At 73.7% G+C, this 12,123-nt stretch carries 14 protein-coding genes; 9 read left to right on the forward strand and 5 right to left on the reverse strand.

Going from position 1 to position 12,123, the window contains the following annotated elements; translation table 11 throughout:
• Complete coding sequence (locus AC1UE4_RS11605; RefSeq protein ID WP_482917383.1) at nucleotides 1-546, forward strand: hypothetical protein; 546 nt, start codon at nucleotides 1-3, stop codon at nucleotides 544-546.
• Here AC1UE4_RS11605 and AC1UE4_RS11610 read toward each other — a convergent pair whose 3' ends face one another.
• Both AC1UE4_RS11610 and AC1UE4_RS11615 read right to left on the reverse strand, forming a co-directional pair.
• A complete protein-coding gene (locus AC1UE4_RS11610) occupies nucleotides 547-1,389 on the reverse strand; it encodes a hypothetical protein (RefSeq protein ID WP_482917384.1) in 843 nt (280 codons plus the stop codon).
• A gap of 46 nt (nucleotides 1,390-1,435) precedes the next feature.
• Entirely contained in the window at nucleotides 1,436-1,666 is a 231-nt protein-coding gene (locus AC1UE4_RS11615; RefSeq protein WP_482917385.1) for a hypothetical protein, read from the reverse strand.
• A 22-nt stretch (nucleotides 1,667-1,688) separates the two neighbouring features.
• On the opposite strand from AC1UE4_RS11615, the gene AC1UE4_RS11620 reads away from it, so the two are divergent.
• The 5 genes from AC1UE4_RS11620 (at nucleotide 1,689) to AC1UE4_RS11640 (ending at nucleotide 6,428) form a co-directional block, all read left to right on the forward strand.
• Nucleotides 1,689-2,573: an AAA family ATPase gene (locus tag AC1UE4_RS11620; protein WP_482917386.1), complete on the forward strand. Its 885-nt coding sequence runs from the start codon at nucleotides 1,689-1,691 to the stop codon at nucleotides 2,571-2,573.
• Between the two features lie 3 nt (nucleotides 2,574-2,576).
• Complete coding sequence (locus tag AC1UE4_RS11625) at nucleotides 2,577-3,956, forward strand: VWA domain-containing protein (protein WP_482917387.1); 1,380 nt, start codon at nucleotides 2,577-2,579, stop codon at nucleotides 3,954-3,956.
• On the forward strand, nucleotides 3,953-4,396 hold the full coding sequence (locus tag AC1UE4_RS11630; RefSeq protein ID WP_482917388.1) for a PH domain-containing protein: 444 nt from the start codon (nucleotides 3,953-3,955) through the stop codon (nucleotides 4,394-4,396). Before AC1UE4_RS11625 ends, AC1UE4_RS11630 begins: the two co-directional genes overlap by 4 nt.
• A complete protein-coding gene (locus tag AC1UE4_RS11635) occupies nucleotides 4,386-5,774 on the forward strand; it encodes a PH domain-containing protein (protein WP_482917389.1) in 1,389 nt (462 codons plus the stop codon). The genes AC1UE4_RS11630 and AC1UE4_RS11635 overlap by 11 nt, the downstream gene beginning before the upstream one ends.
• Nucleotides 5,775-5,852: 78 nt before the next feature.
• Complete coding sequence (locus AC1UE4_RS11640) at nucleotides 5,853-6,428, forward strand: DUF2867 domain-containing protein (RefSeq protein ID WP_482917390.1); 576 nt, start codon at nucleotides 5,853-5,855, stop codon at nucleotides 6,426-6,428.
• 1 nt (nucleotide 6,429) lies between these two features.
• Here AC1UE4_RS11640 and AC1UE4_RS11645 read toward each other — a convergent pair whose 3' ends face one another.
• Nucleotides 6,430-7,998, reverse strand: a complete 1,569-nt coding sequence (locus AC1UE4_RS11645) for an acyl-CoA carboxylase subunit beta (RefSeq protein WP_482917391.1) — start codon at nucleotides 7,996-7,998, stop codon at nucleotides 6,430-6,432.
• Nucleotides 7,995-8,597, reverse strand: a complete 603-nt coding sequence (locus tag AC1UE4_RS11650) for a cysteine hydrolase family protein (RefSeq protein ID WP_482917392.1) — start codon at nucleotides 8,595-8,597, stop codon at nucleotides 7,995-7,997. Before AC1UE4_RS11650 ends, AC1UE4_RS11645 begins: the two co-directional genes overlap by 4 nt.
• A 103-nt stretch (nucleotides 8,598-8,700) precedes the next feature.
• On the opposite strand from AC1UE4_RS11650, the gene AC1UE4_RS11655 reads away from it, so the two are divergent.
• From AC1UE4_RS11655 to AC1UE4_RS11665, 3 genes are read left to right on the forward strand one after another with little or no spacing between them, the layout of a single operon-like run.
• Nucleotides 8,701-9,459, forward strand: coding sequence for an ABC transporter ATP-binding protein (locus AC1UE4_RS11655; protein ID WP_482917393.1), 759 nt, complete (start codon nucleotides 8,701-8,703; stop codon nucleotides 9,457-9,459).
• A 17-nt stretch (nucleotides 9,460-9,476) separates the two neighbouring features.
• The gene (locus tag AC1UE4_RS11660; protein ID WP_482917394.1) at nucleotides 9,477-10,217 is read left to right on the forward strand and encodes an ABC transporter permease; all 741 of its coding nucleotides are present in this window, start codon (nucleotides 9,477-9,479) and stop codon (nucleotides 10,215-10,217) included.
• Entirely contained in the window at nucleotides 10,214-11,242 is a 1,029-nt protein-coding gene (locus AC1UE4_RS11665) for an ABC transporter substrate-binding protein (RefSeq protein ID WP_482917395.1), read from the forward strand. Before AC1UE4_RS11660 ends, AC1UE4_RS11665 begins: the two co-directional genes overlap by 4 nt.
• On the opposite strand, the gene AC1UE4_RS11670 is transcribed toward AC1UE4_RS11665, so the two are convergent.
• Nucleotides 11,163-12,086, reverse strand: a complete 924-nt coding sequence (locus tag AC1UE4_RS11670; protein WP_482917396.1) for a DNA-3-methyladenine glycosylase family protein — start codon at nucleotides 12,084-12,086, stop codon at nucleotides 11,163-11,165. The genes AC1UE4_RS11665 and AC1UE4_RS11670 overlap by 80 nt on opposite strands.
• Nucleotides 12,087-12,123 lie beyond the last annotated feature (37 nt).

Raw genomic sequence — 12,123 nt, forward strand, 5'->3', positions numbered from 1 at the left:
GTGCTGACCCGGATCCAGCGCGACGCCAGGGCGCTCGACCGCGAGCAGCGGCAGGCCGGCATCGCCGCGCTCGCGCTGCTGGTGACGATGTTCCTGCCGTGGTACGACGCGACCGTCGTCCAGAACGGCAAGGCGACCTCGCCCTCGTTCAGCGCCTTCAAGGTCTTCACGTTCGTCGAGGCGGCGATCCTGCTCGTCTCCCTCGGCGTGCTCTACCTGCTCTTCAAGCGCGGCGAGGGCAAGCCGTTCCACCTGCCCGGCGGGGACGGCACCGTGATCTGCGGCGCCGGGCTGTGGGTCGCGCTGCTGCTGCTCTGGCGCGTCTTCGACCGGCCGGACCGCGACCACGCGGTGACCGTCGGCATCACCTGGGGCTTCTTCTTCGCCTTCCTCGCCGCCGCGGCGCTCGCGGCCGCCGGCCTGCGGATGCGCGCCGCGCACATCCCGGAGCCGGCCAACCCGATGGCGGCCGAGCCTCCCGCGGAGCCGCCGACCGCGCCGACGACGCCGGCCGCGCGGCCCCACCGCTACCGCGGCGAGGGCTGATCAGCCGCCGGCGGCGGGCATCTCGCTCGTGCCGGTCGCCGTCGTGAGGCGCAGGACGAGCGACGCCGGGTCGTCCCCGGCGGGCAGCACGGCGAGGTACGAGCGCGACCGGCGGTCGAACGCGACGTCGAGCGGGCGGTCGCCCGCACGCAGCGCCACGCCCATGACCTTCGCGTTGACGAGGCCGTAGGCCACGAGCCGCCCGTCGACCGTCTCGACGGCGCGGACCGGCGCGGTCGCGGTGGCGGCGCCGCAGCGCTCGTCGCCGAACGGGTTCGCGGGCTCGGTCTTCGAGAACCGCGGCGGCGTGCGCTCCCAGGCGACGCACACGCGCTTCGCTCCGGTGACGTTGTCGGCCGCGGTGCGCCAGCCGGTGTCGCCGAGCGGATCGGCGACCTCGGCGGTGCGGGCGCGGCCGGCGGTCGCGACGTACGTGCGCGACGAGACGCGGACGGTCGCGCGCAGCTCGCCCTGCTCGACCTTGCCCGTCACGACGGCGAGCAGCACGCGCGGGCTTCGCCCCTTGCGGTAGGTCACCGTCCCGTCGGGCGTCTCGAGCGTCGCGCGCTGGACCAGGCTCGTGAACGTGACGACGTAGACCGAGCGCCATCGCTCGGTCTCCGGCGGGGTCTCGTAGCGGACGGAGTACTGGAACGGCTGCTTCCTGCCCAGGCGGGCGCAGTAGCGGTCCTTGCGGACCCCGCCCTGCGCCACGACGGCGCACTCGCGCTTGCCGCTGGCCTTCGTGAGCTGGGCCGTCCAGGCGGCCCCGCCACCGGGATCCGGCGTGGTGACCATCGGGGCGGCGGCGATCATCGCGGTCGCGGCGGCAGCGGCGAACATCGGGACATCATCACCAGTTCAACGGTCTCGCAGCAAGCGGGTACCGCTACAGCGTCGGCTCGCGGGGGTCGCGCTCCTTGCGGACGTCGGGCTCGTCGTTGTTGTAGGCGATGAACCCGCCGACCACCATCGCGGCGGTCGCGAGGAAGAGGATCGCCAGCCCGGCGGCGACGATGCCGCGCGAGCCGTAGAGGTGCCCCGCGATGGCGACGAGCACCCCGAGGGCCATGAGCGCGAGGACGGGCGCAGCGGGGAGCGTGTCGGCAGCGAGGACCATCGCCGTATCATGCTCGGTCCGCATGGCCGCCGCCCCCACCACCGTCGAAGACGTCGACCGCGGGCTGCGCTCGGTCGGCTACCTGCCCAGCGAATCCGTCTCGCTCGTGTCGTTCCTCGCCGCCCGCCTGGGCAAGCCCGTCCTCGTCGAGGGCCCGGCCGGCGTGGGCAAGACCGAGCTGGCCAAGGCGCTCGGCCGCTACCTCGACCGCACGCTCGTGCGGCTGCAGTGCTACGAGGGCCTCGACGAGGCCAAGGCGCTGTACGAGTGGAACTACCGCAAGCAGCTCCTGCGCATCCAGACCGAGGCCAGCGACGCCGGCTGGCAGGAGGTCCAGGACGACATCTTCGGCGAGGAGTTCCTGCTCCAGCGCCCGCTGATGACGGCGATCGCGTCGCCCGACCCGGTCGTCCTGCTGATCGACGAGATCGACAAGACCGACCAGGAGTTCGAGGCCATGCTCCTCGAGGTCCTCTCCGACTTCCAGATCTCGATCCCCGAGCTCGGGCGCGTCGAGGCGAAGACCCGCCCGATCGTCCTGCTCACGTCGAACAACACGCGCGAGCTGACCGAGGCGCTCAAGCGCCGGTGCCTCTACCTCTGGCTCGACTACCCGTCGCTCGACCACGAGCTCGAGATCGTCCGCCTGCACGCGCCCGAGCTGGACGCGCAGGTGGCGCGCAAGCTCGTCGAGGTCATCGGCATGGTCCGCGACCTCGATCTCAAGAAGCCGCCGTCGATCGCGGAGTCGATCGACTGGGCGCGCGCCCTGCTGCTCCTCGGTGCCACCGACATCGACGAGGCCACGTTCCGGGACACGCTGTCGATCATCGTCAAGCACCGGACCGACCTCGACGTCGTCGCCGAGCGCGTGGGCGTGAAGCTCACGAACCCGCTCGGGGCGTAGGCCGTGGACGACAGCTTCTCCGCGCGGATCGTCGAGCTCGGCGACGAGCTGCGCACGGAGGGCATGCCCGTCGGCACCTCGGCGCTGCTGGACGCGTTCGCCGCCCTGGAGGAGATCGGCTGGACGGATCCCGCGGTGTTCAAGGAGGCGCTGGCGGCGACGATGGCCAAGTCGCAGGACGACCGGCGCATCTTCGACCTCGTCTTCGACCGCTTCTTCTTCCGCGCCGCCGAGGAGGCCGCGCTGCGCGCGGGCGTGCGCGAGCAGCGCGAGGCCGGCGGAGACATGGACCAGCCGGACGGCCAGGGCGGCCTCGATCTCGAGCAGCTGCGCCAGCAGATCGCCGCGGCGATGCGCGACGCCGACGAGAGCCGGATGCTCGACCTGGCGCGGCTCGCGATCGCGGCATTCGGCCAGCAGGGGACGGGGTCGGGCGTCATCGGCGTCGACGTGCAGCGCATCCGCCGCCAGCTCGGGCTGCGCGCGGACCCGCAGCCCGACCTGCCCGAGGACGACCCGCGCCGCGACGGGCTGCCCCGCGACCAGCTGCGGCGCTTCGAGGCGATGCTGCGGCGCGAGCTCGAGCGTGGGCAGATCGAGCGCCAGGAGCACCTCCCGCCGAAGCGGCCCCTGAACGAGCTCGACCGCGCGCTGCCGACCGGACCGCTGCAGGACCTCGCCGCCGTGCACCGCGTCGTCTTCCAGCTCAAGCGGCGGCTGAAGACGCAGGGCCAGGAGCACCGCGGCCGCAAGCGCCGCGTCCACGTCGACGTGCGCCGCACGATGCGCGCGTCGCTGGAGACCGGCGGCGTCCCGGTCGTCATCAAGACGAAGCCGATGCGCCCGCGGCGGCCCGAGATCTTCGTGCTCTGCGACGTCTCGACGAGCGTCACGAGCGCCTCCGTGTTCTTCCTCAGCGTCCTGCACGCGCTGCACGACGCGTTCCGCAAGATGCGCTCGTTCGTCTTCATCGAGCGCGTCAGCGAGGTCACCGAGGTGTTCGAGAAGGAGCGCGACTTCGCCGCCGTGTCCGACGCGATCGGCCGCGACGCCGGCGTCGCCGACATCTCGGGCTACACCGACTACGGCCGCGTGTGGAGCGAGTTCCGCGGCCTCGTCGAGGACGACCTCCACCCGCGCGCGACGGTCATCGTCCTCGGCGACGCGCGCACGAACGGCCGCGACCCGCGCGCCGACACGTTCGCCCAGATCGCCGCGAAGGCCGGGCGCACCTTCTGGCTGAACCCCGAACCGCGCCTCTACTGGAACTACGGCGACTCGGTCATCTCCTCCTACGAGGAGCACTGCGAGGCCTTCGAGTGCTGGACCACCACCCAGCTCGAGGACTTCGTCAAGGCGCTCACGCGCCCCATGCACCAGTGACGCGCCTGCCCACCGCCGCGCGCAGCTACTGGCGGGCCAAGCTCGCCTTGCAGGCGCTCGGTGCGGTGGTCCTCGTCATGGCCGCGACCGACGGGGCCGACCTGCCGCGCGGGCTCATCGTGCTCGCGCTGGTCGTGGCGGCGCTCGGCGCGGTCCTGGCGGTGCCCGAGGTGCGCTGGCGCCGCTGGGCGTTCGCGGTCGGCGACGAGGAGATCGAGCTGCGCCACGGCGTCGTCGTGGTCCGGCGCACGCTGCTCCCGATCCGGCGCGTCCAGCACGTCGACACCGAGCAGGGGCCGCTGCAGAGCCAGTTCGGCCTCGCGACCGTCACGTTCCACACCGCGGCCGGCGGCGTGGCGATCCCGGCGCTGCGCGCGCCGGACGCCGACGCGCTGCGCCGCCGCGTCGCCGAGCTCGCGCGGACGCTCGATGACGTCTGAGGAGCGCCGCCTGCATCCCGCCGCGGTCGGCGCCGAGGCGCTCGACCAGCTCCGCGGCCTGCTCGTCCCGATCCTCATCGCCGCGGTCCTCGGCGGCCGCGACGCGCCCGGCCGCGCGCTGCTGTTCGGCGTCGCCGGCGCCGCGCTGGCCGTCCTCGTCGCGTTCGCCCGCTGGGAGTCGGCGCGCTGGTGGGTCGCCGACGGCGCCGTCCACCTCCGGCGCGGCGTGTTCACGCGGACCGAGACCACGATCGCGTTCGAGCGCATCCAGGCGATCGACACCGTCCGCGGCCCGGTCCAGCGGCTGTTCGGCGTCGTCGCCCTGCACGTCCAGGCCGCCGGCGGCGGGCGCGAGGGCGAGCTGGTCCTCCAGGCGGTGACGGTGGAGGACGCGGAAGCGCTCCGCACCGCGGCACGCATGACAGGGGTCAGACCCCATGCAAGCGCGGGCGGGCCGGCGTGGTCGCTCGGCATGCGGCGCCTCGTCGTCGCCGCGCTCACCTCCGGATCGCTCGCCGTGCTCGTCCCCGTCCTCGCCGCCGCGGCGCAGATGAGCGACGATGTCCTCGGCGAGGACGAGGCCGGACGGCTCATCCCCCACTCCGCCGGCGCCGCCGCCCTGCTCGTCGGCGGCGTCCTGCTCGTCGCGTGGGCGCTGTCAATCGCCGGCACGATCGCCGCGTTCGCCGGCTTCGCGGTGCGCCGCGACGGCGAGCGCCTGTTGATCCGCCGGGGGATCGTCGAGCGCCGCGACCAGTCGGTCCCCGTCGCCCGCGTCCACGCGGTCACGATCGTCGAGGGCCTCCTTCGCGAGCCGTTCGGCCTCGCCGCCGTCCGCCTCGAGACGGCCGGCTACGGCACCGAGGCGGCCACGACCCGAACCCTCGTCCCCCTCGCTCGTCGCGGAGAGATCCCGAGGATCCTCGAGACCCTCCTGCCCGAGCTCGGCGGTGCGGCGGCCCACGATCTCTCCCGGCCGCCGCGGCGCGCAGCGCGTCGGTTCGTCCTGCCTCCGCTGCTCCTCGGGGCGGTGCCCGCGGCCGTCGTGCTGGCGGTCGTGGGCGATGCGGTCGCGCTGCTCGTCCTCGTCCTGCCCCTCGCTGGCGCGCTCGTCGGGTTCCTCCGGTGGTCGGCGGCGGGGTGGCGCCTCTCGGGTGATCGGGTCGTGATGCGGTCGCGGCGGCTCGCGCGGATGACGCTGCTCGCCGACGCGCGCCGCGTCCAGCTCGTGCGGTCGAGCCAGTCGCCGTTCCAGCGGCGGGCGAACCTCGCGAGCGTCGGGGTCGGCGTCAGCTCGGGCCGCAGCGCGGGCGTCGCGCACCTCGACGGCGAGGTCGTCGACGACCTCGTGACGCGCCTCGGCGCGCTCGCGCGCTGACGATCCGGAAAGCGACGCATCGCACACCCGGGCCGGCTCACGGGCGGGACGATGGAGGCGACCGAAGGAGGCGTTCCGATGCAGCTCCCCGACAGCGCCCACACGTCGCGGCCGTGGCGGATCCACGAGCTCACGCGCGACTTCCGGCTGGAGGACGTCTGGCAGCTCCCGATGAGCGGCGGCGAGGACGAGTTCCCCCGCCTGGTGGAGCTGTTCGCGCGACGCGGCGGTCAGGAGAGCTCCTCCCGTCTCGCCCGGCTCCTGTGGGCCGTGCGGTGGAAGGTCGGTGGGATGCTCGGGCTCGACGACGACAAGGGCGGCCTCGGCGGGCGTGTCGCGACGCTGCACGACCGGCTGCCGGACGACCTCCGCACCGCGAAGCGCGGGCCGGACGTCGACGGCCTGCCGTTCCGCTCCCTCTACCTCCTCGACGACGAGTGGGCCGCCGAGATCGCCAACCGGACCATGCACGGCGTGCTCCATCTCGGCTGGGTGCCGGACGGCGCCGGCGCGTACCGGGCCCAGATGGCGGTGCTCGTCAAGCCGAACGGGCTGCTCGGCGACGCGTACATGGCCGCGATCCGGCCGTTCCGCCACCGGATCGTCTACCCCGCGATGCTCCGCGACGGCGCGGCCGCGTGGGCCGCGCGCTGAGTCACCAGGTGTCGACGAAGCGGTGGCCGTGCGTCGGCCGCTCGGGCAGCGCGGCGGCCGCGAACGTCGCCGCGATCAGGTCGCGCGTCTCGGCCGGGTCGATGACGTCGTCGAGCTCGAAGAGCGTCGCGGCGTTGAGCGCGCGGGCGTTGCGCTCGGCGAGGGCGACGAGGTCCTTGATCCGCTGGGCGCGCTCCTCATCGTCGGCGATCGCCTCGAGCTCCTTCCGGAAGCCGAGCTTCACCGCTCCCTCGAGGCCCATCGGGCCGAGGTGGGCGGTCGGCCACGCCAGGGTCAGGAGCGGCTCGTGCAGCGACCCGGCGACCATCGCCTGGGCGCCGAGGCCGTACCCGCGGCGCAGGATCACCGCGACGAACGGCACCTGCAGCGCGGCGCCGGTGACGAGCAGCCGCGACGTGTGCCGCACGAGGCCGGTCGCCTCCGCCTTCGGCCCGACCATCATCCCCGGCGTGTCGACGAGCGAGAGGATCGGCAGGCCGAACGCGTCGCACAGCTGCATGAAGCGCGCCGCCTTGTCGGCCGCCTCCGCGGTGATCGCGCCCGCCATGTAGCGCGTGTCGTTGGCGATCACGCCGACCGGCCGCCCCGCGAGCCGGATGAACGCCGTCGCCATCTCGGGCGCGAACTTCTCGCGCAGGAACGTCGCCGACCCGGCGTCGGCGAGCGTCTCGATGATCGGCTTGACGTTGTAGGCGCGGCGCTGACGCTCGGGAACGAGGTCGCGCAGGCGCGTCTGGTCGGGCGCCTCGCCCGGCGGTGTGACGCCCTGGAAGTACGCGAGCAGCGTCTTCGTCACCGCGGTCGCCTCGGCCTCGTCGTCGACGAGCACGTCGATGACGCCGTTGCGGACCATGACGTCGGCCGGGCCGACCTCGTCCGGGTGCACCTTGCCGAGCCCGCCGCCCTCGATCATCGCCGGCCCGCCCATGCCGAGCGAGACGTCCTTCGTCGCGACGATGAGGTCCGAGCAGCCGGCGATCACCGCGTTGCCCGCGAAGCAGCGCCCGTGCACGACGCTGATCCGCGGCACGAGCCCGGAGAGCTTCGCCCACAGCGCGAACGCGCGCGTGTCGAGCGCCGACACCACCGGGACGTCGGTGTCCCCCGGCCGCCCGCCGCCGCCCTCGGCGAAGAAGACCGTCGGCAACCGCATGCGCTCGATCAGCTCGAACATGCGGTCCTTCTTCTTGTGGCCGAGCGCGCCCTGCGTGCCGGCCAGGACCGTGTAGTCGTACGCGAGCACCGCGCACGCCGCCCGCTCGCCGAAGAGCTCGCCGTTGATCCGCGCGGTGCCGGCGAGCATCCCGTCCGCCGGCGTACGGCGGATGAGGTCGTCGAGCTCCCGCCGCTGGCGCTGCGGCGCGATCGCGAAGCGCCCGTACTCGACGAACGAGCCCGGATCAACGAGGTCCGCGACGTTCTCCCGCGCCGTCCGCCCGCCGGTCGCATGGCGCTTCTCGACCGCGTCGGGCCGCGCCTCGTCGAGCGTCAGCGCACGCCGGTCGAGGACCTCCTTGAGGTCCTCGCGATCCTCGGCCGCCTCGCTCACGCGGCCACCCGGATCGCGCCGGCGGTCGTGACCGTGCCGGCGAAGAGGAACGCGGTCTGGCGCAGCGAGGACTCGATGTCGAACGGCTCGAGCGCCGAGATCGCGTCTCGCGGGACGACGACGTCGTACCAGCGCAGCGCCGCGCTGGCGGCCGTGTAGTGGACGCAGATGTTCGCGACGGTGCCGCAGACGATCACCCGTGAGACGCCCCACAGCCGCAGGTGGTGGTCGAGGTGCGTGCCGTAGAACGCGTCGTAGCGGACCTTGTCGATGACGAGCTCGTCGTCGCGCGGGGTCAGGGCGTCGACGATCTGCCAGCCCCACGAGCCGCGCCGGGCGTGCTCGGGCCAGATGCGCCATTCCGGGTCGCCCTCGTCGTGCGTGTCGCGCGTGAAGACGCGGCGGATCCCCGCCTCGCGGGCCTGCTCGACGAGGCCCGCGATCGCCGGGACGGTGCCGGCCGCGTCGGGCACGTGCAGCGAGCCGCGCGAGTCGACGAAGTCGTTCTGCATGTCGACGACGATCAGCGCCGTGCGGTCAGGGTCGACCGGGACGTCGTCGGCGACGTCGTACGGCGGAACGGTGATGGGCGAGGCCATGGGCCGGTAGTCTGACCACCTGTAGGCGATACGGGGGGCTGGCGGGAGACGGCCGGCTGAGAGGGCGCGACGACCCGCGCCGACCCTTCGAACCTGTGGGGTAATGCCCGCGGAGGGAGCCATCACGACATCCGCCGTCGACGACGCGCCGCGCAGCCGCGAGGTGGCCGTGCGGCTGGATGCGGTGGACAAGCGCTTCGGCGCGGTCGAGGCGCTCGCGGGCGTGTCGCTGGCCGTCGCGCGCGGCGAGGTCGTCGCGGTCGTCGGCCCGAGCGGCTGCGGCAAGACGACGCTGCTCGAGCTCGTCTGCGGGCTGGGCGAGCCGTCCGCCGGCGCCGTCCGCGCCGACGACGCGGTGCTCATGCCGCAGCGCGACTCGCTGTTGCCGTGGCTGACCGCGCTCGACAACGCCGCGCTGCCGCTGCGCATCCACGGCCGCGGCCGCGAGGACGCGCGCGCCGCCGCCCGTCCCCTCTTCGCCGAGTTCGGCCTCGCCGGCTTCGAGCGCGCGCGGCCGAACGAGCTGAGCGGCGGCATGCGCCAGCGCGTCGCCTTCCTGCGGACGCTGCTCGCCGGCAAGCCGGTCCTGTGCCTCGACGAGCCCTTCGGCGCGCTCGACGCGATGACGCGCGCGGAGATGCAGGGCTGGCTCGCAGGCGCGCTCGCGCGCGAACCGAGAACCGTCATCCTCGTGACCCACGACGTCGAGGAAGCATTGCTCCTCGCTGACCGCGTCGTCATCGTCTCCCCCCGGCCCGGCCGGATCGTCGGAGAGCTCGCGGTGACCACCCCCCGTCCCCGTCGCCGCACCGACTCGGAGGTCGTGTCCCTTCGTGAGCGGGCGCTGGAGATGGTCACTTGAGGAGAGTCCCCGCAGTAGTGCTCTTCCTCGCCCTCCTCGCCGTGTGGGAGATCTACGCGCGCGCGAAGGGCGCCGACTTCGAGCTGGTCCTCCCCGCGCCGACGACGATCGCCGAGACGCTGGCCGACGACCGCGGGCTGCTGTGGGACAACTTCCTCGTCACCGCGGCGGAGGTCGGCCTGGGGATCCTCGTGGCGCTCGTCGTCGGGTTCGGCCTCGCGGTGCTGCTGCACTTCTCGCGCACCGCGCGCGGCGCGATGTACCCGCTGCTCGTTGCCTCCCAGGCCGTCCCGATCGTGATCATCGCCCCGCTGCTCGTCACGTGGTGGGGGTTCGGGATCGCGCCGAAGCTCGCGATCATCGCGCTCGTCTGCTTCTTCCCCATCGTCGTCACGACGCTCGACGCGCTCGGCCGCGTCGAGGCCGACCAGCTCAAGCTGCTGCGCACGCTCGACGCGAGCCGCTGGCAGGCGTTCCGCTGGGCCGAGGCGCCCGCCGCGCTGCCCGCCGCGCTCAGCGGCGCGAAGGTCGCCGTCGCCGTGGCGGTCATCGGCGCCGTCTTCGCCGAGTACGCCGGCTCCAGCGAGGGCCTCGGCCACCTCATGCTGCAGGCGCTGCCGCAGCTCGAGGTCGCACGGGCCTACGCCGCCGTCGTCGTCCTGGCGGTCTTCGCCGTCGCCCTCTTCGCCGCATTGCACCTGCTCCAGCGCCGGCTCACGCCGTGGCTGGATCGACCCTCCGGAGGACCCGTCCCTTGAACCGCACCGTCCCTGCCGTCCTGCTCGCCGTCCTCGCGCTCGCCCTGGCCGCCTGCGGGGAGCGCGAGCAGCCCGAACAGACCGGTACGCCGGCGACCGACCGGTTGACGCTCGCGCTCGACTACCTGCCGAACGTCGACCACGCCGGGCTGTACGCGGCGCAGGGGACGGGCGCGTTCGGCGACGCCCATCTCGACGTCAAGTTCCAGACCCCCGCCGACCCGGCCGCGCCGCTGCGGCTGCTGGCGGCCGGCAAGGTCGACCTCGCGATCTCCTACGAGCCCGAGGTGCTGCTCGCGCGCGACAAGGGCGCGGACGTCGTCTCGATCGGCGCGCTCGTGCAGAGCCCACTGACCTCCGTCATGTCGGTCGGCAAGGACGCGGTCAAGAGCGCGCGCGACCTCGACGGCAAGACGGTCGGCACCGCCGGCATCCCGTATCAGGACGCCTACCTCAAGGCGATCCTCGACGAGGCCGGCGTCGACCCCGCGCGCGTGAAGACGGTCAACGTGGGCTTCAACCTCGTCCCGGCGATGCTCAACGACCGCGTCGATGCGACGCTCGGCGCGTTCTGGAACATCGAGGGCGTCGACCTCGAGCGCCGCAAGAAGGACCCCTCGATCCTGCGGCTCGAGAAGCTCGGCGTGCCGCCCTACGACGAGCTCGTCATCGTCGCCCGCCGCGCCGACGCCCGCGACCGGGGCGCCGTCCTGCGCCGGTTCCTCTACGCGCTGTCACGCGGAGCGGCCGCGCTGCAGGACGACCCGAACGCGGGCATCGACCCGCTCGTCAAGGCCAACCCCGACCTGGACCGCAAGCTGCAGGAGGCGCAGCTGAAGGCGACGCTGCCCGTCTTCTTCCCCGAGGACGACGGCAAGCCGTACGGCTGGCAGGACCCGGGCGAGTGGGCGGCCTACGCGCGCTGGATGCGCGACAACCAGCTGCTCACGCAGCAACGACGCGACCAGTCGGGCGCGCTGACGAACGAGTTCCTGCCCGGAGAGGGCCCGACACCGGACTCCTGACCGCGTAGGTCGCGGCCAGCCCCTGCCATTCGCCGTAGGGCGCGAAGAACTCCCGCACCTCGTCCTCGGTGGCGCGGGCGTGCGGGCTGCCCGTCTGCAGGCGGCCGACGAGCTTGATGAAGTTGAGGTCCCCCGCCGGGACGACGTCGTGGCGGCCCTGCCCGTGCAGGGCGAGGATCTCCGTCGTCCACGGCCCGATGTTCGGGATCGTCCGCAGCCGCCGCCACCCGCGCTCGTGGTCGGGGTCGCGCAGGTCGACGCGGCCCGCCGCGACCTCGCGAGCGACGCGGACCATCGCGATCGAGCGCCGCGCGGCGAGGTCGAACGACTCGAGCAGCGCCGGCGACTGGCCGCCCAGCGTCGCCGCCGACGGCAGGTCGAGGAGCCCGGTGCGCTCGCAGCGGCGCCCGAGCCGCCGCACGATCCGCCGCTGGATCCGCGCCGCGCGCGGGAAGTCGATCAGCTGCTCGGTGACCGCCCAGGCGAGCGCCTCGAACGGCTCGGCGCGGCGCATCGCGCGCAGCCACGGCGTCCGGCGCACGACGGGCCCGATGAGCGGGTCGAAACGGAAGCGCTCGTGGAACTCGCGCAGGTCGTCGTCGAGCCCGAGCGCGAAGCGCATCCGCGCGAGCCCCTCGTCGCACAGGTCCGCCGTCTCCGCCTCGGCGCCGAGCAGGACCCGCTTCACGCCGGTCTGCGCGGCGCGCACGACGACCGGCTCGCCCTCGACGTGCAGCAGCCGCATGATGGCCCCGCCGCGGCGCACGACGACGCCGTCCGCGCCGTTCATCACCGGCATCCGGAACGCCCACCTCGGCTCCACCTCGATGCGCTGCTCGACCATCGGCCCGCAACCTACGGCCGTGACCGGCGGGACGGCA

This window comes from Parviterribacter kavangonensis, from assembly GCF_056863335.1.